This is a genomic window from Gilvibacter sp. SZ-19, assembly GCF_002163875.1.
Classification (GTDB): domain Bacteria; phylum Bacteroidota; class Bacteroidia; order Flavobacteriales; family Flavobacteriaceae; genus Gilvibacter.
The window spans coordinates 2,460,954-2,483,766 of the sequence record NZ_CP019333.1; the positions used below are offsets into that span (position 1 = coordinate 2,460,954).

20 protein-coding genes are annotated in these 22,813 nt (G+C 44.5%); 10 read left to right on the forward strand and 10 right to left on the reverse strand.

From position 1 onward, the window contains the following. Positions 1-20: 20 nt before the first annotated feature. The 7 genes from BTO09_RS11520 to BTO09_RS11550 all read left to right on the forward strand — a co-directional run bounded on the left by BTO09_RS11520 (position 21) and on the right by BTO09_RS11550 (position 6,729). Complete coding sequence (locus tag BTO09_RS11520) at positions 21-839, forward strand: enoyl-ACP reductase (protein WP_087524919.1); 819 nt, start codon at positions 21-23, stop codon at positions 837-839. Between the two features lie 86 nt (positions 840-925). Beyond that, on the forward strand, positions 926-1,702 hold the full coding sequence (locus BTO09_RS11525) for a T9SS type A sorting domain-containing protein (RefSeq protein WP_087524920.1): 777 nt from the start codon (positions 926-928) through the stop codon (positions 1,700-1,702). A gap of 116 nt (positions 1,703-1,818) precedes the next feature. Then, complete coding sequence (locus BTO09_RS11530) at positions 1,819-2,820, forward strand: glycosyltransferase family 2 protein (RefSeq protein ID WP_087524921.1); 1,002 nt, start codon at positions 1,819-1,821, stop codon at positions 2,818-2,820. A 9-nt stretch (positions 2,821-2,829) separates the two neighbouring features. Next, on the forward strand, positions 2,830-3,783 hold the full coding sequence (locus tag BTO09_RS11535) for a CdaR family protein (RefSeq protein ID WP_087524922.1): 954 nt from the start codon (positions 2,830-2,832) through the stop codon (positions 3,781-3,783). Then, positions 3,770-4,375 carry a dephospho-CoA kinase gene (gene coaE, locus BTO09_RS11540; RefSeq protein ID WP_369826874.1) on the forward strand — a complete coding sequence of 202 codons (606 nt, stop codon included), beginning with the start codon at positions 3,770-3,772 and terminating at the stop codon, positions 4,373-4,375. The genes BTO09_RS11535 and coaE overlap by 14 nt, the downstream gene beginning before the upstream one ends. A gap of 72 nt (positions 4,376-4,447) precedes the next feature. After that, complete coding sequence (locus BTO09_RS11545; RefSeq protein WP_087524924.1) at positions 4,448-6,010, forward strand: sensor histidine kinase KdpD; 1,563 nt, start codon at positions 4,448-4,450, stop codon at positions 6,008-6,010. Positions 6,011-6,012: 2 nt separating this feature from the next. After that, a complete protein-coding gene (locus BTO09_RS11550) occupies positions 6,013-6,729 on the forward strand; it encodes a response regulator transcription factor (RefSeq protein WP_087524925.1) in 717 nt (238 codons plus the stop codon). Here BTO09_RS11550 and miaA read toward each other — a convergent pair. From miaA to BTO09_RS11585, 7 genes are read right to left on the reverse strand one after another with little or no spacing between them, the layout of a single operon-like run. Next, entirely contained in the window at positions 6,726-7,658 is a 933-nt protein-coding gene (miaA, locus tag BTO09_RS11555; RefSeq protein WP_087524926.1) for a tRNA (adenosine(37)-N6)-dimethylallyltransferase MiaA, read from the reverse strand. The two genes, BTO09_RS11550 and miaA, sit on opposite strands and share 4 nt — an antisense overlap. A 3-nt stretch (positions 7,659-7,661) precedes the next feature. Continuing rightward, positions 7,662-8,504, reverse strand: a complete 843-nt coding sequence (locus BTO09_RS11560; RefSeq protein WP_087524927.1) for an ion transporter — start codon at positions 8,502-8,504, stop codon at positions 7,662-7,664. Positions 8,505-8,530: 26 nt separating this feature from the next. After that, positions 8,531-9,922, reverse strand: coding sequence for an exonuclease domain-containing protein (locus tag BTO09_RS11565; protein ID WP_087524928.1), 1,392 nt, complete (start codon positions 9,920-9,922; stop codon positions 8,531-8,533). Beyond that, complete coding sequence (locus tag BTO09_RS11570) at positions 9,922-10,578, reverse strand: YggS family pyridoxal phosphate-dependent enzyme (RefSeq protein ID WP_087524929.1); 657 nt, start codon at positions 10,576-10,578, stop codon at positions 9,922-9,924. The genes BTO09_RS11565 and BTO09_RS11570 overlap by 1 nt, the downstream gene beginning before the upstream one ends. Beyond that, positions 10,578-11,813, reverse strand: coding sequence for a DUF1015 domain-containing protein (locus BTO09_RS11575; protein WP_087524930.1), 1,236 nt, complete (start codon positions 11,811-11,813; stop codon positions 10,578-10,580). Before BTO09_RS11575 ends, BTO09_RS11570 begins: the two co-directional genes overlap by 1 nt. Before the next feature lie 3 nt (positions 11,814-11,816). Further along, the gene (locus BTO09_RS11580) at positions 11,817-12,704 is read right to left on the reverse strand and encodes a 3-hydroxybutyryl-CoA dehydrogenase (RefSeq protein WP_087524931.1); all 888 of its coding nucleotides are present in this window, start codon (positions 12,702-12,704) and stop codon (positions 11,817-11,819) included. Positions 12,705-12,715: 11 nt separating this feature from the next. Further along, positions 12,716-13,681, reverse strand: a complete 966-nt coding sequence (locus BTO09_RS11585; RefSeq protein WP_087524932.1) for a Gfo/Idh/MocA family protein — start codon at positions 13,679-13,681, stop codon at positions 12,716-12,718. Positions 13,682-13,841: 160 nt separating this feature from the next. Between BTO09_RS11585 and BTO09_RS11590 the strand changes: the two genes are divergently transcribed. Further along, positions 13,842-14,483: a protein-L-isoaspartate(D-aspartate) O-methyltransferase gene (locus tag BTO09_RS11590; protein WP_087525555.1), complete on the forward strand. Its 642-nt coding sequence runs from the start codon at positions 13,842-13,844 to the stop codon at positions 14,481-14,483. 341 nt (positions 14,484-14,824) lie between these two features. Here the strand turns inward: BTO09_RS11590 and BTO09_RS11595 are convergent, their stop codons facing one another. Further along, complete coding sequence (locus BTO09_RS11595; RefSeq protein ID WP_087524933.1) at positions 14,825-15,589, reverse strand: LexA family transcriptional regulator; 765 nt, start codon at positions 15,587-15,589, stop codon at positions 14,825-14,827. A gap of 51 nt (positions 15,590-15,640) precedes the next feature. On the opposite strand from BTO09_RS11595, the gene BTO09_RS11600 reads away from it, so the two are divergent. Both BTO09_RS11600 and dinB read left to right on the forward strand, forming a co-directional pair. After that, complete coding sequence (locus tag BTO09_RS11600; protein ID WP_087524934.1) at positions 15,641-18,610, forward strand: DNA polymerase III subunit alpha; 2,970 nt, start codon at positions 15,641-15,643, stop codon at positions 18,608-18,610. After that, positions 18,607-19,824 carry a DNA polymerase IV gene (gene dinB / locus BTO09_RS11605; RefSeq protein WP_087524935.1) on the forward strand — a complete coding sequence of 406 codons (1,218 nt, stop codon included), beginning with the start codon at positions 18,607-18,609 and terminating at the stop codon, positions 19,822-19,824. The genes BTO09_RS11600 and dinB overlap by 4 nt, the downstream gene beginning before the upstream one ends. Position 19,825: 1 nt before the next feature. Here the strand turns inward: dinB and BTO09_RS11610 are convergent, their stop codons facing one another. Both BTO09_RS11610 and BTO09_RS11615 read right to left on the reverse strand, forming a co-directional pair. After that, complete coding sequence (locus BTO09_RS11610) at positions 19,826-20,236, reverse strand: hypothetical protein (protein ID WP_157663496.1); 411 nt, start codon at positions 20,234-20,236, stop codon at positions 19,826-19,828. Positions 20,237-20,288: 52 nt separating this feature from the next. Further along, positions 20,289-22,763 (reverse strand): DUF5686 and carboxypeptidase regulatory-like domain-containing protein, encoded by a 2,475-nt coding sequence (locus BTO09_RS11615; protein WP_087524937.1) that lies wholly within the window; start codon positions 22,761-22,763, stop codon positions 20,289-20,291. Between the last annotated feature and the right edge of the window lie 50 nt (positions 22,764-22,813).

A 22,813-nucleotide genomic window follows, 5' to 3' on the forward strand; every position in this document is an offset into this window, starting at 1 on the left:
ACCGCATAAAACACCAACCTATGTCTTACAATTTATTAGCTGGAAAAAAGGGAATTATTTTTGGCGCCTTGGATGAGAACTCCATAGCCTGGAAAACTGCAGAAAGAGTACACGAAGAAGGCGGAAGCTTTGTGCTTACTAACGCTCCAATTGCCATGCGCATGGGGCAGATCAATGCCCTGGCAGAAAAGACCAATTCTCAGATCATCCCGGCAGATGCTACGTCTTTAGAGGATCTGGAAAAGCTTGTCGACGGAGCAATGGAAGCCCTAGGCGGCAAATTAGATTTTGTACTCCATTCTATTGGAATGTCTGTAAACGTGAGAAAAGGCAAAGCCTATACCGATCAGAAATACGATTGGACCCACAAAGGTTGGGACGTTTCTGCGCTGTCTTTCCACAAGGTTATGCAGACGCTTTATCAAAAAGACGCCATGAATGAATGGGGGAGTATAGTGGCGCTGAGTTATATGGCAGCCCAACGTGTTTTCCCAGATTATAACGATATGGCAGACAATAAGGCCTATTTGGAATCCATTGCGCGTAGCTTTGGTTATTTCTTCGGAAAGGACAAGAAAGTTAGAGTGAATACTATTTCTCAGTCTCCAACCCCTACAACTGCCGGACAAGGAGTTAAAGGATTCGATGGATTCATTGCGTATGCCGAGAAAATGTCTCCTTTAGGAAATGCAACGGCATTAGACTGTGCGAACTATACGGTAAGCCTGTTTAGTGACTTGACAAAAAGAGTTACGTTGCAGAATCTTTATAACGATGGCGGCTTCTCCAATACTGGAGTGAGCAATGAAGTAATGGAAGCCTTTATGAAGGAGGAATAAAATAGATATTCCTAATTGCACATAGAATTTGGTTATATTAAATATTAGTGTAACTTTGAGTTTAAGTTTAAACTAAATCATGTGATATGAAAAAAATTACTTTATTGTTTTGTGCGGCATTATTCTCAGCTGGAATGACTGCACAAGTTGTAACAGAAGACTTTGATGCTGGTCTACCAGCAGGATGGTCTACTGCAGTGAACACCGGATCTTGTGACTGGTTCAATGGTGCTGATATGCCAACTGGTCCAGATTTCGCTACTCCAGCAATGTACTTTGACGATGACGCTTGTGGTAACGGAGCTGATGCTTCTAACACTACTTTGTTCTCTGATGTATACGATCTTACCGGCGTTACAAGTAGTGTAACTATTACTTATGACGTAGCGTTCCAAGAAGTTGCTTCTGGTGAGACTTTTACTGCTGAAGTAAACGCAGGAGCTGGATGGGAAACCCTCGCTGTTTACGATGTTGACCTTCCGGACATTCTTTCTGAGTCTTTCACTGGTACAGCTTCTAACGCAGACTTCCAAGTTCGTTGGACTTATGATGATGGTGGCGGAGCCTGGGGATGGCACGGTGGTGTAGACAACTTTACGTTGGACTACGTACTTAGCACTGATGACAACCAGATTGCTGGATTCAGCATGGTTCCTAACCCAGCTGTTGATGTAGTAACTGTAAGAGCTCAGAATGAGATCCAAGCTGTTACTTTCTTCAACATCCTTGGACAAAAGGTTCTTGAGGTTGCTCCTAACGCACTTTCTCAAGAGATCAACGTTGCTGCTCTTAAGGCAGGAGTTTACATTGTAAACGTAGTGTCTGACGATCAACAAGGTTCTTACCGTTTGATCAAGCAGTAAGCTGACTAAACAAAACAAAGAAATTTGGAAAGCCACCCACTGGGTGGCTTTTTTTTTTGTTTTCAAGTCTCTCAGACTTTTCACGATTGGTTAAAAAATTGTTCTTTTGTGTCAGCATGAAGAGAGCCTACAGTTTTATTATTCCAGTTTATAATCGTCCCGATGAGATCGACGAGCTTTTAGCGAGTATGGTGTCTTTTACAACGGATATACCTTTTGAAGTTTGTATCATTGAAGATGGTTCTCAACAGGACAGTAAGGCTGTTGTAGAGCGCTATAAGGATAAGCTTACTATAAATTATCACTACAAGGATAATTCCGGTCCTGGCCCATCAAGGAATTATGGCATGAAAGTCGCCAAGGGTAATTACTTCATAATTTTAGATTCTGATGTGATCATGCCTGCAGATTATCTAGATGTCGTGGAGGCAGCACTCACGACTGATTATTTGGATTGTTTTGGAGGAGCCGATGCGGCGCATGAATCATTTAGCAATTTGCAAAAGGCCATAAACTACAGTATGACCAGTTTTTTGACCACGGGAGGTATTCGCGGTAAGAAAAAAGCTGTTCAAAACTTTGAGCCAAGAAGTTTCAATATGGGAATTTCCAAGGCGTGCTTTGCTGCCGTAGGCGGATTTGGCAAGATACATCCTGGAGAAGATCCTGACCTTTCTTGGCGGATAAAGAAAGCTGGATTCAAAACCGGATTCATCGCTGGTGCAGCAGTATTTCACAAGCGCAGGATCTCTTGGTCAAAATTCAAACAACAGGTGACCAAGTTTGGTTTGGTAAGACCTATATTGAATACTTGGCATCCGGAATCCAGAAAGATAACCTTTTGGTTCCCTACACTATTTATTTTGGGCTTAGTGGCAAGCCTGATCTTTTTGATTCTCGGATATTGGTGGTTTGGTGCTTTATATGCCTTCTATTTTTGCTTATTGCTCATACATGCAACCATCTTAAACAAAAGTCTTAGTATAGGACTTATGGCCCTGTGGGCGACTTGCGTTCAATTCTATGGCTACGGCATGGCATTCTTAAAAAGTTTTTGGCAGGTTCGCATGCTTAAGAAAGATCCGAAGCAGGTATTTCCGCATCTATTTTTTAAGTAACTTTTACCCATGACGGCGGCAGAACGACAAAAACATAAATCGGGCAAGGGAAATATCAATTCCTTTGTTTTCTTTTTGATTTTGGCCACGCTTTTCTGGGTGTTGACCAAATTCTCCAAGCAATACCAGCAAGATATTCAGGCTGAGGTGGAGTTTGTGAACATGCCTGCCAATACCATGGTCAGTGATGCGGCAAGCACGATCCCTATACGAGTGAGTGCCTCTGGATTTGAGTTTTTGTACTATAAGCTCAGCAAGCCTAAACTTTCTATTGATCTTAGTACAATCAGTCCGAATGAGCAAGCTCGCTGGACGATCTCCAAGCAGAATTTAGAGAACCTTGCGACCATTCAACTGAAGCATCCCGTCACCGTGCTAACAGATAAATCATCTTTAGAGCTTCCTCTAAGGGATTTGGGCCAGCGAAGAGTGGCAGTGCAGGCTCGTGTGGATTATACATTTAAAGAGGGTTACTCTTATTTAGCTCCTTTAGCGATCAGTCCGGATTCGGTTACTGTAATAGGCCCGGAAAATCAGATTTTAAAAGTCACCAACTTACTGACAGAACCCGCCTCATTTAAGGAGTTGGATGAGGGAATAGAAGGGACACTAAAGATAAACCTACCTAAGGAGCTTTCTGGGGTTAAAGTAGACCCGGAAGAGGTCACCTATCGCATGGAAGTGCAAGAGTTCATCGAGAACGAAGTTCTCGTGCCCATTACACTTGTTGGGAACGATCAGCAACAAGGGATACAGTTGTTTCCTTCGTCGGTAACGGTGCGATACACGATTAATTTTTCGGATTATAAATCTGTACAACCGGCGGATTTTAAAGTGGTTTGTGATCTGTCTAAAGTTGAACCGGGCGGGAAGTATCTGATCCCTGAACTTATTGATTTCCCTGATGGAGCCCGACGCTTAAGTATAAGCCCAGATCAAATTGAATTTATTGCCATACAATAAGATGATGATCCTTGGACTTACAGGAGGAATAGGAAGTGGGAAAACCACTGTTGCTCGCTTTTTTGAAGCTCTGGGAGTCGCAGTTTATTACGCAGACGATAGGGCCAAACGCTTGATGGTACAAGATCAAGACCTGGTGGCATCAATTAAATCATTACTCGGTCAAGAAGCCTATACAACAGACGGACGTCTCAATCGTGCTTTTATTGCCAGTAAGGTCTTTGCCGATGCAGAATTGCTCCAACAACTCAATCAGTTGGTCCATCCTGCGGTGGGGCGAGACTTTAGCAAGTGGGCGCAAGAGCAAGAAGGTTCTTATGTACTCAAAGAAGCCGCGATCTTGTTTGAAAACGGAAGCTACAAACAAGCAGATAAGAATATCTTGGTCACGGCTCCTTTAGAAACTAGACTAGAACGCGTCATGAAACGCGATGGAGCGACCCGCGAAGCCGTCTTAGCAAGAATGGAGCATCAATGGCCAGATGAGCAGAAAATACCACTCGCAGACTTCGTTATTGAAAACATTGATCTTGAGGAGACTAGAAAGCAAGTAAATTCGCTCCATAAGCAGCTTATTTCCTTCAAAAAATAGACGAACGGACATTTTTGTTAACATTTGGTTAAACGGAAACGGCCCGGGCCTTAAAAGAGGTACTTTTGAACAATGAACAAAAGACTGTTTGTCATACTCATTGTATTCATGAGCGTTGCACTATTGGGGATTATCTTCGTGCAGGCGTATTGGATCAATAATTCCTTCCAGACCAAGCAGGAGCAATTCACCAAAGATATTCGCCAGGTGATGATCGCTGTTTCTCAGGACATACAACTTTTTGAACAGGAGCAGATCTACAATGCTATCGTTGCCCTAGAAGAGAACTTCGAAGAGCCGGATTCCACTAAGATCACAGAGATCGTTTATCGCCGTATTGACGAAGACAAGAATGAGGTCTTTATATTCAGCAACGGTATTGTCCAGCGCGATTATAAGCTTTCTCCAAGCTTTCTGGATATAGGCATGGACTCAATCGCTTTTAGAAGCTTGGTGAACGAACAGGTTACCACTACCATTACTCCAGGGATAGACGGCGCTGCACCGATTAAGTCGGAGAATAAGACTTATAAGCGAATGAACGAGCTTGAGATGGCAGTTATTTCCGAAATAGCGCTCAAGGTCTCTGAAAAGATCCCGATTCATCAAAGGGTAAGCCCAGAGCTAATTGAAAGGATGATCGATAAAGAACTTCGCAAAAAAGGGATGCGCACCAGTTATGAATACGGGGTATACAGTAATCAATTGGCAACAAAGGTCCGCTCCAGAGATTTTGATATAAATGCGCCCTCTACATTTGGGGTTCCGATGTTTATCGATCAAAATGATAATTTCAATTACCAGTTGTTTGTCACTTTTGACAACACTCGCAAGGAACTTTTTGGTTCTATAGTTGGGATCTCGGTGCTTTCTATACTGTTCACGGCCATTATCATTTTGGCTTATTGGTATGCAATCTCTCAACTTATTCGTCAGCGTCAGATCTCACAGATCAAGACGGATTTCATAAACAACATGACCCACGAATTCAAAACGCCGATTGCCACTATTAATTTGGCACTAGACGCTCTGAAGAATCCTAAAGTGGCCCAAGACGATGATTTTAAACAGCGCTATCTAAAAATGATACGCGATGAGAATAAGCGTATGCATGCCCAAGTGGAGAATGTGCTGCGTATTTCGCGTTTGGAGAACAAATCCATCAATCTAAAGAAAGAAAGAGTAAAACTACACGACATAGTAGAAGATGCTATTACCAGTGTTTCTCTTATGGTAGAGGACAGAGGCGGATATATCAAAACGCATTTCAATGCGCAGAAATCGTCCATTTTAGGAAATGATTTCCACCTGACCAACGTTTTTGTCAATATGCTTGACAATGCGATCAAATACTCAGAAGGAGCGCCTAAAATTGACGTTTATACCGAATTGGGCAAGAATACCATTTTGGTCAAGATCGTTGACCAAGGGATAGGAATGTCCAAATCGGCACAAAAACAAATCTTTGAAAAATTCTACCGGGAACATACCGGAAACATACACAACGTAAAAGGACACGGCCTTGGACTGGCTTATGTAAAACGAATCTTGGACGACCATCAAGCAACGGTCTATGTAGAAAGTGAGCGCGGCAAGGGAAGTACCTTTAGTATAAAATTTCAATTAATCTCTTAATTATGGAAACGGAAAATAAAAAAATCTTATTGGTCGAAGACGACCCGAATTTTGGAACAGTCCTTAAGGACTACCTAGCGATGAACGAGTACGATGTAACCCACGCCAAGAATGGTATGGAAGGCTTCGAAAAGTTCAAGAAAGACAATTTCGATCTTTGCATCTTAGATGTGATGATGCCTTATAAGGACGGATTCACTTTGGCTAAGGAGATTCGCGAAAAGAACAAAGACGTGCCGATCATCTTCTTGACCGCCAAGGCACTTAAAGAGGATGTCCTGAAAGGATATAAAGTAGGAGCAGATGACTATCTGAACAAGCCTTTCGACTCTGAGGTACTCTTAATGAAGATCAAGGCGATCATCCAACGCAAGGCTACAGATTCCTTATCGGACAGCAAACAGTTCGAATTCCAGATCGGAAAGTTCCACTTGAATTCAAAACTGCGCTTTTTGTCTTACAACAAAGAGGAGCCAAGCAAGCTTTCTCCAAAAGAGAACGATCTGTTGCGCTTATTGGCCTTGCACAAGAACGACCTTATGCCACGTGAATTAGCCTTGACCAAGATCTGGAGAGACGATAACTATTTTACCTCTCGTTCAATGGACGTTTATATTGCTAAGCTGCGTAAGTATTTGAGCAAAGACGACGGTGTTGAGATTCTAAACATTCACGGAGAAGGATTCCGTTTGGTGGTAAAAGACGAAGTAGAGAACTAGGATCTTTGTAGTTCTTTATGTTGTGCTGCTAAGGCTGAGACGATCTCGGCCGTAGGAGTTTGATAATCGAACCATTGGATCTGAGGATCTTTTCTAAACCAAGTGAGTTGCCTTTTGGCAAATCGCCTCGTGTTTTGTTTTATAGCGTCTATGGCGTCCTGTAGCGGTGTATCCGTTTCCAAGTGACCGATCAGTTCGCGATAACCCACCGTTTGTAAAGCGTTGAGATCCTTAAACGATAACAGGCCTTTTACTTCTTGTAAGAGGCCTTCTTGTATCATAATATCTACGCGCCTGTTAATGCGGTCGTAAATGAGTTCCCGCTCTGCGGTTAGGCCTAACTTTATCGTTTTGAATGCCCTTTGTTTTGGTTGCTGATTTCTAAAGCTGCTAAAGGTCTTTCCAGTTTGTTGAATTACTTCTAAAGCGCGTATTAATCGATGCGGATTTTGTAGGTCAACTTCGCTGTAGTACTCCGGATCCTTTTGCTGCAGCTCATCTTGAAGGCTCGCTATTCCTTCATTTTTGAGTTGCTGATTGAGCGCATCTCGTACTCCTGGAGCTATTTCTGGGAATTCATCTAAACCCTTGGTCACTGCATCCACATAGAGTCCGGAGCCGCCTACCAGGACTACCACTGGGTGCTCTTTGAATAACTCATCTAATAGGGCAATGGCGTCTCGCTCAAAATCTCCAACAGAATAGGAATCGGTAATACTGAGGTGTTGAATGAAGTGGTGGGGCGCAGCCGCTAACTCTTCAGGGCTCGGAACTGCTGTCCCTATGCACATCTCTTTAAAGAATTGCCTGGAATCTGCAGAGATAATTTCTGTATTGAAATGCTGGGCCAGTTGTACAGCTAAAGCCGTTTTGCCTATTGCTGTTGGCCCTACAACACAGAGCAGTACGCCTTGGCTATTAGCACTCATTAATTATTCGTCGTTTGGGTGCAAGTCTTCTCCGCAGTTAAAACAATGCTTGGCATTATCTCTATGGTCAGATTTACCACAGTTGGAACAACTTTGGGTATTGGTATGTACTACTTTAGTATTTCTGGCATATTCAGCACTGATAATTCCGGTAGGAACAGCAATGATCCCATAACCCATGATCATGATCAGCGCAGAAAGGAATTGCCCAAGCGGCGTAATCGGTGCGATGTCTCCATAACCCACAGTAGTTAGGGTTACGATACACCAATAGATACTTATTGGAATGTTCTTAAAACCGCTTTCTTCGCCCTCTATAAAGTACATGAGCGTTCCGGCAATGATAGAAACAATGAGTACCGCAAAGAGAAAAATAGAGATCTTAGCCCAAGAATGCTGGATGGCACGTACCAGTTTATTGGATTCTCCTACATAGCGCGTCACTTTTAGAATTCTAAATATCCGCAGCAAACGCAAAGCACGAACCGTCACTAAGGCTTGTGTTCCTCCCAAAAAAAGCGATAAATACAGGGGAATAGTCGCTAGAAAGTCTATGATGCCGTAAAAGCTAAAGATATAGCGAGACGGCCGTTTGATACTGATGATCCGTAAAATGTATTCAATCGAAAAAAAGATCGTTATGATCCATTCGCCTACATACAGCTCGTCATGATACTTGGCGTCTATAGATTCCACACTCTCCATCATCACAAAGACAATACTGAGTACGATCAATATCAACAAGATCACGTCAAAGGTCTTACCAGAGGCCGTATCGGCCTCGTAGATCACCTCGTGGATGCGACTGCGCCAGCGCGCTGTTTTCTTGGGTTTATAGTCCTTCACCCTGTAAATTTAAGAGAAAAAATGAGCTAGTTAAAATTTGAGCCGTTTTGTAGCTTCTCTAGCGGAATGATCTTGAGCACCTTTTTCCTTCTTAAAAAGGAGTGAATAATGTGCTGCGCATCCCGATTGTCTTCCATAGGAGAGATGATACTGCGGAGAATTTCCAGGTTGTTGATTTGGTAATTGAGGTTAAAAAAACCAAACCCGCGGTAAACACCGTCTTCTATCAATATCACAGAGCGCTCATCTACCTCTCGGCCGTGATCTATAATGACCATATTCTGATTCTCATAGCTGTGCATGGCCAAATAGCGCTCTACACGAGCATTGTACTGGTTTACAGGTTCTTCTCCTATACAGGCTCCGAAGCACTCTTTGATCGTGTGCAAAAAGCAAGGTCCGCTGGTTTTGTGAAGTCCCGTGTGTTTCTGACAGAGCTGATGCTGCTCAGTGATCTTAAAGAGTTGTGATTTGGCCTGCTGATAATTGGTGAAAGTGGTTATGGCAGGTTTGTCCAAATTGGTCTTTTCGATCTTGAATTGCAGATAACCCGCCTCGTCTTTAGTTAGCCCTAACTGATAATTGTAGATCGTCTTGCGCAAGGCCCGATTATAGCGCGGCTTGTTGCGTTTTATTTCTTCGGATTCTTTAAGCTGAGCTATTAAGTCACTTCCGGTTGCCTCATAGCTTACCGCAGCAACTTCCAGTTGAATTTTTTTGGACTTTCTATTGTCAGAGGTAAAGTGCTGGTTCAAGCGTTTTTTAATGTTCCGACTCTTGCCAATATAAATGATACTCCCATCTTCTCGGTGCATATAATACACTCCGGTCACAGAAGGGGTGGCTTCTATCATGTCCAGCAGTTTGGGTTCTAACTGTCGCTTGGCCTCCATACGCACGGTTTGACTGATGATCTCTTTTTTCTGATCCTTGCTGAGCAGGAGTTTAAAAAGTGTCACCGTCGCCTTAGCGTCGCCTGCAGCCCGATGCCTGTCACTTAAAGGAATACCCAAGGAGCGTACCAGTTTACCCAAACTGTAAGAAGGCATGTCTGGGATCAGTTTTTTAGCCAACTCCACTGTACATAGGGATTCGCGTTGGTAATCGTAACCAAGCCTGTCGAATTCAGTACGCAAGATTCGCGTGTCGAATTGAGCATTATGAGCCACCAAAATACAGCCTTCGGTGATCTCAATGATACGCTTTGCCACTTCGTAAAACTTAGGCGCATTGCGCAGCATTTCATTGTTTATCCCAGTTAGATTTACCACAAAAGGTTGGATCTTCCGCTCGGGATTCACCAAACTGATAAACTGATCTACGATCTCGTGGCCGTCAAACTTATAAATGGCGATCTCGGTAATACCTTCTTCATTGTATTTCCCTCCAGTGGTCTCTATGTCTAAAATCGCGTACATCAATGGTAATTACGGGCGCCAAAAATGGCACTCCCTACGCGGATCATGGTACTGCCCGCTGCAATGGCTATCGGGTAGTCGCCACTCATCCCCATGGAGAGAACGTGAAAGGCTTCAGATTGTTGGTATTGGTCGTATTTTTCTTTTAAAATGCCGAATTCACGACGAAGCTGCTGCTCGTCCTCGGTAAAAGTAGCCATGCCCATTAGGCCGACTATACGGATATGATCGAGTTGCAGTTCTTTTTTCTGGGCTAATAGGGATCCCAAATCCGCAGGAGGAAGGCCAAACTTACTTTCTTCCGAAGCGATCTTTAATTGGATCAAACAGTCTATCACCCGTTCGTGCTTTTTAGCTTGTTTATTGATCTCCTTGAGCAACTTCAGGCTGTCTACGGCATGAATTAGACTCACAAAAGGCGCCATATACTTAACCTTGTTGGTCTGCACGTGCCCAATCATATGCCATTCAATGTCCTTTGGAAGCTGCTCCCATTTGGCCGCCATTTCTTGGATCTTGTTCTCACCAAAGATCCGTTGTCCGGCATCGTAGGCTTGTTGGAGATCTCTGGTAGGCTTCGTCTTAGATACTGCAACTAGTGTTACATGCTCAGGGAGCTTTTCCTTGAATTGCTTTATGTTTTCTGCTATGCTCATTAAAACTCGTAAATGGTTATGCCCGATCGTAATTTGGGCATTATATAAGTACTTTTAGGCGGCATAGTTAGTTGCTCGTCGGCCACTGCTTTTAATTCTTCGATATTTACAGGAACCATGCTGAATCCCACAGCAAATTTACCAGAATCTACAGCATCTTTGATGTTGAACTTTCCTTCGCGTTCACTGTGGTAACTCAAGCGTTTGTCTGTTCGCGGGTCTTTGATTCCTAATATTGGCTGTAAAATAGTATCTAAGAGCAGTTGTGAGTCCAATGCCTGCAATGCATCTTGAAATTCCACTTTGAATTTTCTCAAATAAAGCGAATAGAATTCTCCGTCCAAATACATCCCAAAATGATGCTTCTTACTCGGAGCATATGGGCTTACCCCGCGATTCTCTATACGGAAAAATTCATCCAACTTAATGAGTAAGGCCTCTTTGCTCAAGCCATTGAGATCTTTAACCATGCGATAAAAGGCTTCAATCCGCAGATCGCTCTCCGGAATTAGAAAGCTCATAAAGAAATTGTAGCTGTCTTGCCCTTCTCCCAAAGGATTTTCTTGCATCTGCTCCGCCAAACGAACGGAACTCGCGCACCGGTGATGCCCGTCTGCAATATAGATCTGTTGCATGGCTGCGAAGCAAGACCTTATGCCTTTTACATGTGCCGCTTCACTTACCGGCCATAAATAGTGCGTATCTCTAAAGGTGGTGGTGAATTCATATTCCGCTCGGACTTGCACTACCTGATCCATGATCTCTTCCAAGGGATCGTTGGGTGGATAGGTAAGCAGGATGGGCTCCGCATTGAAACCTACCGTATGTAGGTATTCTGTAAAGAGTGTCTCTCGCTGAGCCAAAGTGTCTTCGTGTCGCTTCACGACATTGTTTTGGTAATCTTCAGTGCTTACCGCAGCAATGATACCGCGGTAGGTATGTCCATCTCTATCTATGATCTGGTATACGTAATAGCAGGGCTGCGGATCTTGAATAAGATTGCCCTCTTCTTTGAATTCCAGATAGCGGTTTCGAACCATCTCAAAACGTTCCTGGCCAGAGAGTTTTTTCTGGTATTTGAAGCCCGGATTGATGATGTGCAAAAACGAGAACGGATTGGCTTTCATTCGCGCATTCCGTTCACTGGGTAAGTAGGTGTCATAAGACCTACTCACCATAATGCTGACCAGTTCGCGTGCCGGCCGAACTGCGGCAAAAGGACGAACATCAGCCATAAATTAAGAAAACATTGCTGCGACCTTTTCGGCCTTGCGACTTTCCGAATAATCGTAGAAGCCCTCTCCGCTCTTAACTCCTAATTTTCCTGCCATAACCATGTTTACAAGCAGTGGGCAAGGAGCGTATTTCGGATTCTTAAAGCCTTCGTACATCACATTTAAGATAGAAAGACAAACATCCAGACCAATAAAGTCGGCCAATTGTAAAGGTCCCATTGGATGGGCCATTCCAAGTTTCATAACCGTATCGATCTCTTGAACTCCTGCAACACCATTGTAAAGGGTTTCAATAGCCTCGTTGATCATTGGCATCAAGATACGGTTGGCTACAAAACCAGGGTAGTCATTTACCTCTACAGGCACCTTATTCAGCTTTTTAGAGATCTCCGCTACGGTGTCGTAGGTTTCTTGACTGGTGTTGTATCCTTTAATGATCTCTACCAATTTCATGATCGGTACAGGGTTCATAAAGTGCATCCCGATAACCATATCTGGTCTCGAGGTCGCTGCCGCGATCTGTGTAATGGAGATCGATGAGGTGTTGGTCGCTAATATGGTATCGTCCGGACACAATTTGTCCAAGTCTTGAAAGATCTTCAGTTTCAGGTTAACATTCTCTGTAGCCGCTTCAACAACTAGGCTTGCGTATTCCACACCTTCTTCTAGGCTGGTGTAAGTGGTGATGTTCCCAAGGGTACGCGCCTTGTCTTCTTCGCTGATCTTCTCTTTGGCTACCATACGATCAAGATTCTTGGTGATCGTGGCCATTCCTCTGTCTAAAGAGGCTTGAGAAATATCTATCAGTTGTACTTTATAATCGAATTGGGCAAAAGTGTGGGCAATTCCGTTACCCATGGTTCCTGCACCTATTACGGCTACGTTTTTCATATATGAAGTTCTTAGTTGTTAAAGTTTTCAATGACCTGCATGGCTAAGCGCAGTGCTTCGGTGCCTTGATGCAAGCTCACTATAGGCGTTTTATCATCTTTGATCGCCTCTGCAAAAGTATTGAGTTCGTCTAGGATGGCATTGTTGGGTGTTACCTCCGGATTGTCAAAATAGATTTGCTTTTTGTCACCATCTGCATTGGTGAGTATCATGGCAAAGTCGTCTGGAGTCTCTGGAGCATCCATCATTTTTACAACTTCGCATTTCTTTTCTAAGAAGTCTACAGAGATGTATGCATCCTTCTGAAAGAAACGACTCTTGCGCATATTCTTAAGTGAAATTCTGCTAGCAGTTAAATTCGCGATACAGCCGTTCTCGAATTCGATTCGCGCATTAGCGATATCTGGGGTAGAACTTATAACAGAAACTCCGTTTGATGTAACCGATTTAACCGGTGATTTAACCACACTCAAGATCACGTCGATATCATGGATCATCAGATCCAATACAACAGAAACATCTGTACCTCTCGGGTTGAATTCTGCCAAACGATGGCTTTCAATGAACATGGGGTTGTCAAATCGATCTACCACCGCTCTAAAAGCAGGATTGAAGCGTTCTACCTGCCCAACTTGACCACGAACTTTGTGCTTTTTAGCCAAAGCCCTTAACGCCTCAGCTTCTTCTACCGTTGTAGTGATCGGCTTTTCAATGAACAAATGCTTGCCAGCCTCAATGACCTTTTTGGCCGTTTCAAAGTGATATAAGGTAGGAGTAACTACATCTACCATGTCACAATCGGCAATTAAGGCCTCTAAGCTTGGGTATGCTTTATACCCAAACTCCTCTGTAATAGCTGCAGCCTGTTTAGGGTCCGCATCGTAGAACCCCATCAACTCGTATTGATCGGATTCTTGCAAAAGTCTTAAATGGATCTTTCCCAGATGCCCCGCACCTGCAACACCGGCTTTAAGCATAGTCTTTGATTGTTGATTTTGACTGATCTCAGAGCGAATTGTGCCCTAGCGATCACACCTACAAAAATAGCATTTATTCCGCGAACTTCACAGGATAAATCGGCTGTGATTTTTGCAGGAAAACTTTTTGTTCGTTTTCTTTGTGAGACTCAAATTAACCGTGAAAGATTCCTTTAAACATCAAGGCAAACGCAAGCAATTGGTCGAGGTGATCAAAGCCAAAGGCATAGCAGATCCGGCAGTTTTGAACGCTATCGGCAAGATCCCTAGACATTTGTTCATGGATTCCAGCTTTTTAGACCACGCTTATGTGGATAAGGCTTTTCCCATTGCTGCAGACCAGACCATTTCTCAGCCTTATACGGTCGCGCGTCAAAGCGAACTGCTTCAGGTCAAGCCTGGAGATAAGATTTTAGAGATTGGAACAGGAAGTGGTTATCAAACCGCTGTGCTTATGGAAATGGGCGCAACGGTCTTTACCATTGAGCGTCAGAACGAACTCTTCAAAAAGGCGCAACTCTTTTTGCCTAAATTGGGTTATCGCCCCAAACGACTGATTTTTGGAGACGGTTATAAAGGCTTGCCAGAGTTCGCTCCCTTTGATGGGGTGATCGTTACCGCCGGAGCTCCTTTTGTACCCAAACCACTGATGGCGCAGCTGGCCATTGGCGGCCGCTTGGTGATTCCAGTAGGCGAGAAGGTACAGATCATGACGGTCTACACCCGCGAATCCGAAACTAAATTCGTCAAGAAAGAATACGGCGAGTTCCGCTTTGTACCGCTTTTGGAGGATAAGAACTAGATATCAGTGTTTAGTATTTAGATGCTAGTTTTTAGTGGCTTATTTATTCAAGCAAAGCAATTCACTACATGTTTAATGTTTACCAAGTGCTGACTACTGCCGTAGGCTCTGCAGTTCTAGGCATAGCTTTCTTTGAAGTGAAAAGGCTAATGTAAATAATCGAGAGCTATTGTGCTTTTAGTGTCGCTAGCTATTTACAAACGACAATAATGGATTCATGAATTCAGAGGTAGCGTGTTTTTTAAACCTTGAAAAATGGACTAATTTAAAATTGGGGAGGGGCTGAAAGCCCCGTACAGAAAGCTAAAGCCTAAATCCGCAAGAATACGAATAGCCTCCTATTACCTCAAACTCTGCAACTCCACCTGCAATTCGGTAAGCATCTGTGCAATGCTGCTTATTTTAAGCTCTTGGGCGTCGTATTCCTGGGTGTTGATGGAACAAGTGAATTCCCAAAGCTCCACGATCTCTGCAGCCGGAACCTCAAAGGCCTCATAGGCTTTGTTGTCTGAGACTAAACGAATGCTCCCTTGGGTCTTTAAATTGTTTTCCACACGTTTATAGGTGATCCCGTTGTTAAGGGTCACCACCACATAAGTGGTTCCATTTTTGATGTCGTCTAGACTTTCCACAAAGCGCGCTACGACATAAGAACCGTCTTTAAGCGGCAGCATGGAATCTCCTTTAATAGGGAAGGCGCGGTGTTTTCCGGTAGGCAAGAAAGGCAGTTTGATCTTTTCCAGCTGTTCTATGTATTCCGGATCATCATAGCCCAGCAAATAACCTGCAGAAGCCTTTACAGGCACCACTTCAATAACATTCTCGTTGGTCTCGTCCACCTGAATAGGGAACAGCACCCGTTGTTGCCCGATCTCAATGAAGGAATGATCTTGAGCACTGGTCAGATCGTTCTTGATCAAAATATCTACAGGAATCTTAAAGAGATCAGAAAAGGCTACCAGCATGGCAATGGGCGGTTCTGAGCGGCCTTCTTCATAAGAACCGATACGCGAACGCGGTACTTGCAGCTCTTCTGCGAACTGTTCTTGAGTGAGTCCGCGGAGCTTGCGCAGGTGTCTGATGTTTTTGTGAATAATTTTATTCATTTGCTACAAATATAAGCAATAATTACTACAAATGATAGCTAATTTTGAAATGTGTTTCTCAATACCCATACATACTACAGTTTGCGCTACGGCACTTTTGCTCCGGAACCCTTGTTGGAAGCGGCTTCCAGCCTAGGGATACAGCAAATGGCCTTTACCGATATAAACAATGTTTCGGCCTGCTTTGACCTGCTTAGATTGAGTCAGAAATACGGCATAAGACCGGTAGTTGGTGTGGATTTTAGAAACGGGGCCGAGCAGCAATTCATCGCCTTGGCTAAAAGCCACGAAGGCTTTGCACAGATCAACCGCTATCTGTCTCATTTTTTACACGAAGATCTACAGATCCCTGCACGGGCAGCCACACTTAAAGACAGTTTTATAATCTACCCTTTTGCGAGTTTTAAGGGAACCAAATTAGCCGAGCACGAGTTTTTAGGCGTCTGCCCTCAGGATCTGAACCGATTGAAATTTTCTCCCTGGCTTAAGCGCAAGCACAAGTTGGTGGCTCTGTATACCGTGAGTTTTGCGGGCAAGCGCAGTTTCAATACTCACAGGTTGTTACGGGCTATTGACAACAATACGCTTTTGAGCAAGTTGCCAGAATCTGAGCAAGGTCTGGAGACACATATTTTGTGTGCGCCTGAGGCTTTGCAGCAGCAATATGCAGCCTTTCCGTTTTTGTTAGACAACGCCACGGCTTTGTTAGAGGCTAGTCGTTTTGAGTTTGATTTTTCTAACGAGACGCCCAACAACCAAAGGACGTATACCGGCAATGCCGAGCTGGATTTTAGACTGCTCAAAAAACTGACCTATCAAGGTTTGGCCTACCGATATGAATCCGCAGACGACAAGATCCTAGACCGTATTCAAAAGGAACTGACCATAGTTAAAGAAATGGGCTTTGTCTCGTATTTCTTGATCAATTGGAAGATCTTAAAATACGCCCGTTCCAAAGGGTATTTCTATGTGGGGCGAGGCAGTGGTGCCAACAGTATAGTCGCCTATTTGCTGCGGATCACAGACGTTGATCCCATTGAGTTGGATCTCTACTTTGAACGATTCATAAATCTGTACCGCAAAAATCCGCCAGATTTTGATATCGACTTTTCTTGGAGCGACCGGGACGATGTGACTCAGTTCATTTTTAAACGTTTTCCCAACTGCGCCTTACTTACGGTCTACAACACCTTTAAATACAAGGCCGCTGTTCGTGAATTGGGGAAGGTCTTTGGCTTGCCCAAGGCGGAGATCGATCTGCTTTCTGCGGGCAGCTATGTCTTTGAGCAGTTGGATTCCCTTTCTCGTTTGGTGGTGACCTACAGCAAGCGCATTCAGGGCTTTCCCAACTATCTAGGAATCCATGCCGGAGGCATTCTCATTGCAGAAAAGCCCATACATTATTACACCGCTACCTTCATGCCACCCAAGGGTTTTCCCACCACGCAATTCGATATGGTGGTGGCAGAAGATATTGGCCTGTATAAGTTTGATATTTTGAGCCAACGCGGGCTGGGGAAGATCAAGGAGACCGTAGGTATTGTGGCCTACAATCGCCCCAAGCAAAAGCCCATAGACATTCATGATATCAAAGGCTTTAAAGAAGACGAGCGTATCAAATACCTGTTGCGCAATGCCAAGGCCATTGGGTGTTTCTATGTGGAATCTCCAGCCATGCGGATGCTACTTAAAAAGCTTCGGGTGGATGATTATTTAGGCTTGGTTGCTGCCAGTTCGGTGATCCGTCCCGGGGTTTCCAAGTCTGGAATGATGCGGGAATACATACTGCGCTACCGTTTCCCGGAAAGGCGTAAGGATGCCCATCCGATCTTACTAGACATCATGCCAGAGACCTACGGGGTTATGGTGTATCAAGAAGATGTGATCAAGGTGGCGCATTATTTCGGCGGATTGACTTTAGGCGAGGCTGATATGCTGCGCCGCGGAATGTCTGGGAAATTCCGTTCTCGGGAAGAGTTTGCCAAGGTGAAGGATCAATTCTTTATGAACTGCCGCAATGCCGGCAAACCCGATGCCTTGATCGCAGAGATCTGGCGACAGATAGAGAGTTTTGCCGGTTATGCTTTTGCCAAAGGGCATTCGGCTTCTTATGCGGTAGAGAGCTATCAGAGTCTGTATCTCAAGGCTTATTTTCCTTTGGAGTATATGGTAGCGACCATCAACAATTTTGGCGGTTTTTACCGCACGGAGTTCTATGTGCATGAGGCGCGGTTGCACGGCGGGATCATCGAGCCGCCCTGCGTGAACACCAGTAAGCACGAGACCATTATCAAAGGGAAACACATTTATCTGGGCTTTATGTTTCTGCACGCTTTTGAGAGTAATACGGCTAAGGCCTTGCTCAGTGAACGTGCGGCCAATGGCCCTTTTAAAAGCTTGGACGATTTTATAGAACGCGTGCCTGTAGGTATGGAGCAGCTCGCCATTTTGATCAAAATAGACGCCTTTCGTTTTACAGGAGTCAACAAGCGGGAACTGCTTTGGGAAGCCCATATGAAACTGGGTAAAACAGTGGTGGCAGAACCCATGCCGTCGCTCTTTAAGGCAGAGAAGGTCAATTATCAGACCCCAGAGCTCAGCACCACGGTTTTGGAGGATGCTTTTGATCAGATGGAGCTTTTGGGTTTTCCGCTGTGTTCGCCTTTTTTCTTGCTGCTGAATCCGGGTGGGAATACGCTGAGGGCCCGACAACTGATGGCCTACATAAGCAAGACCATAACCATAGAAGGCTATTTGGTGACCACCAAACGCACCAATACCACAGGCGGCAAAGGCATGTTCTTTGGGAACTTCTTAGACCGCGATGGCGATTTTATTGACACCGTACATTTCCCGCCGGTGGCCAAAAGATACCCCTTTAGGGGCAAGGGAATTTACCGAATCACGGGCGTAGTGATGGAAGAATTTGGATGTGTATCGGTAGAGGTGAGTAGGATGGAGCGTTTGCCCATCATTGCGGATCCGCGTTATGCCGATTCTAAAAAAGGATTGCGAATATGAACAGTGAACGCGCAATAGTACATATGGATCTGGACACCTTTTTTGTGTCCTGTGAGCGGCTATTAGACAGCCGATTGGAAGGAAAGCCGGTATTGATAGGCGGAACCACAGACCGTGGGGTAGTGGCTTCTTGCAGTTACGAGGCCCGTACCTTTGGGATACATTCGGCCATGCCTATGCGAATGGCCAAACAGCTTTGCCCGGAGGCGATAGTGTTGCGAGGGAACTCTGGGGTCTATTCTAAATTCTCTGATATGGTTACCGATGTGATTAAAGAGAGTGTCCCGCTTTACGAGAAGACCTCGGTAGATGAATTTTACATAGACCTCACCGGAACAGACCGCTTTTTTGGATGTCATAAAATGGCTTCGGAGCTGCGGGATCGGATCATCAAAGAGACGGGACTGCCCATTTCCTTTGGACTTTCTACCAACAAAACCGTTTCTAAGATCGCTACCGGAGAGGCCAAGCCCAACAATAAGATCCGGATAAAGAAAGGCAATGAGAAACCTTTTCTCTCGCCGCTTTCAGTGAGAAAGATCCCCATGGTGGGGGAGGTGACCTATCGTGCGCTCTGCGACTTAGGGATCAAACGGATCCAAACCATTCAAGAGATGCCTTTGGATATGATGGCCAGGGTCTTTGGCAAGAACGGGCAAGTGATCTGGCGTAAGGCCAATGGGATAGACCCTTCGCCAGTGGTGCAATATCACGAGCGCAAATCCATCTCTACAGAACGCACCTTTGATCGCGACACCACAGATCCGCAGAAATTAAAAGGAATATTGACCGCCATGGCGGAGAATCTCATTTACCAACTCCGCCGCGGCGATAAACTTACAGCCTGTGTTACGGTAAAGATCCGCTATTCGGATTTTCAGACCTATACTATGCAAAAGCGCATTCCTTACAGTGCGGCAGATCACAAGATACTGCCGGTGGTTATGGAGTTGTATAAAAAGCTCTACCAACGCAGACTTTTGGTACGTTTAATTGGTGTCCGATTCAGTCATCTGGTTTCTGGTGGGCATCAGATCGATCTGTTTCAAGACAACGAAAAGATCATTAATCTGTATCAGGCTATGGATAAGATGCGTGCCAGATATGGCGATCGGGCCGTGATCAAGGCTGCTGGTATGAATGCAAAGAGTATTGGACGATGGAATCCCTTTACCGGGGAACCGCCGCCGCTACTGGCCAACAGAAGACAATAAGCTAGTCGCGCTCAAAAGTAAAAACGGGTCCGTCTATGCATCCGTCAGAGATGACCACAACTCCGGAGGCATAATTGTCCATGATCAGCAGACCAATGGCATCACTACCTACATGAAAATAGCGATTGTCGTCGTAGTTGCAAACATTGTCATTCAAGGTATAATCATAAGTGCCAGGATCTAAACGGATGGAAGTTGCGCCTAAGGCTACTTCTACAACCACCTTTTGACTGGCAAAGTCAAAGGACCAGACTATCTCTCCAGTCTCGAACTCCTGAACCTCAGGGTTCATAGCACTGGGTTGGTAGGTCTTAAGACTAAAGGCCTCAAAACTAGGCGGAGCGCCATCGTCATCCGAAGAACAGTTCCACAAGACCGTTATTAAAACGAAAAGAGGAATTAATTTTTTCATAACAAGCATTTTAAAAAAGATGTAAAAATGCCTTTTTGGTTGCGTAAAAGACTTAATCTAAAAAGTCCAAGAACTTGAGGCCAAAGACAAAAATACCGTCGTTAACCCCATTCAGACTGGAGCGCACATAATCTATCCGCAGCAAACGATACTTACCCCAACCAATATTGTCCAAACCAACAGAATACTCGTAATAAGGCTTGTTGCCTACGGTACTCAACACATGCCCACCAAGAACCAAATTGAAGTTGAGCTGATTCAAGCCTGGGATCTTCCCCAAGAGCCAGCCGTTAAAATGATGCTCCGCATGAAACTCCATATAGGAATCATTGGTACTTAAGGCGTAGTAGGGGAGATTATTGAAAACGTTGGTATACACCCCGCCGTCATTCACGCGGGTTTGGTTCCCGTTGAAATGCTGAAAATCTACAAAGGAAATGCCTTCTCCGTTAACGAAAGTCCCTCCTTTTAGGTTATAACGGAAGCGTCCCTTATTGCCAATTTTAAAGCTTTGGTAAAGCCCAGCGCTGAATTGATGAAAGTTGTAATTGTCATTAGAGGCGGCGAATCCACCTTCGTAATTGAGCTGAATACGCGGGAATCTATTGTCGCCGCCCACGTTGAACTTAAAATCGGGATAGCTCATATATTTCTGCCCAATAGTGATGAACGCACTTAGGCCGGCTTTGACAATATTGTGCTTATCTATGGCTGCATTTTCAAAGTCTGTGGGATCCAACGGATTGTTTGATGTGTAGGAAACACCGGAATTTCTGAACCATACCTGATCCGAAGTATTGAACAGCGGTACACGCTCTTCATAAGCCAGTCTGCTCGTTAAAAACAAACCATTCACCACTTCTTGCCCGTAATTAATGGCTCCTGAGCGCAGCTCGTAGGCCTTTAAATAATTGCGCTCAAAGGCTAAGCTACTAATGGTGTTCACAAAAGGTGAAATGGGCTCCCTGCGGTTGAACTGTGCTACAGTAACACCACCATTAACACTGAGTCTCGCACGATTTTTTGCATTGAAACGGTAGGTAAGGCCTGCGTCAAAGCGGAATCGGTCTTCATCGATCCCATAATTGAAACGCGAGTTGAAACTCAGCCATTTCGTGTAGTTCTCGTCGAACCCTTTAAAGAAGCGCAAACCGACCTCTGGGACATAGCCCTGAATGGTGTTGAACTGAACACTTGGACCATCATAAGAAATGTTCCAACGCTCATAACTGTTGCGATAGGTATAACCAGTAAGTGGCGCCAAAAGCGATGGCCTGTTGTTCCCAGCGTCTATGGAATCCAAATAGGTTTTAGACTTGCGCAAGGTCTGAATGCTGTCTTTGCGAATGTAATCCGAGATCTCTTCAGGAGTCAGCGGTACAGGGCGAACCTGGTTCCAATAGAGCGAATCTTTCTCGTTCGCGTTGTCAACAAAGGTGAGGACTTCATTAGTAAAACTTTGTTTGGTAAAGCCAGGAGAAAAATCGTAATCGCTGTAAACAGCTGTAAAACGTCCGTCTCCATTAAGCCCAAAGAGCCCAAAACTAAAATCTATGGTCTGGGAGATCTTTACCCAAAACCGATTTTCCTTGTCGAAGGTGAAATTCTGTTTAAACACGAGTTCTTTCACAAACGGGATCTGCAGGGAAGTGCCAGAGGTGCTAAGGTCTATGCCGTAGAACTCCCAATCGTCTTCTACTATATAGACGTAACCCTCCCAAACGCGGTCTTGACTGCGTTTAGGGGTAACCAAGATCTTATTGATCAGTTTGTCATTCTCGTAAAAGACCCCTTCTAGTTTGTAGCGATAATACTCTAGAGCGTTGTTGGCAATAGGAGATACCAATTGCGCATTGATATCTATGGTGTTGTTGTAAAAAGAAAAGTTAGCATCTCCGGCGCTGTTAAAGCTAAAGCCGTTGTCGTTTCCGCTAACCTTGGAGGCAATGATGCGCTCTTTAAAATCGTCAGGTTGTTGGTATGCGATCTCTGAAATGGTCTCAGATAGGTAAATGATCCCTGTTCGGGTAGAGTCTAAAGCTCCTCCGAAATCGCCAATATCTTCTCCCATAATACGCTCTGGCGCCTCGGTGACCTTCCACAAGCCCTTGGAGTAAAAGTCTGCTGTAAAGGCGGCGATGCGCTGGCTGTTCTTTTTGCGATTCGCTATGGCTTGTCTTATGATCCTATAGGCCGGATCCTCACTGGCATCGATAATTACTTCGTCTAGGCTAAGGCTGGTGGCCTGCAGACTCATATTTAGTTCTTGGAGTTTTCCCTTGTATTCGAGCTGTTGGGTTTTTACTTCGAACCCTAAATATTGAAAAACTAGGGTATAAGTTCCAGCTTCTGGCAGTTCTAGTACGTAATCACCGAGTTCGTTTGAGGTTGTGCCTAAATAGCTGTCTTGCACAAAAATATTCACAAAGGGTAGGGGCTCGCCCTTGGAATCGGTTACCCGACCTTTTATCTGGGCATGAAGGCTTGCACTTAAAAATAATAAGAGTAGGAGTAGCGGTTTTTGCATGGTCAGTGTTTTGGAGCAAATAAAATCAATGGTAAGCTACCCACTTCTTA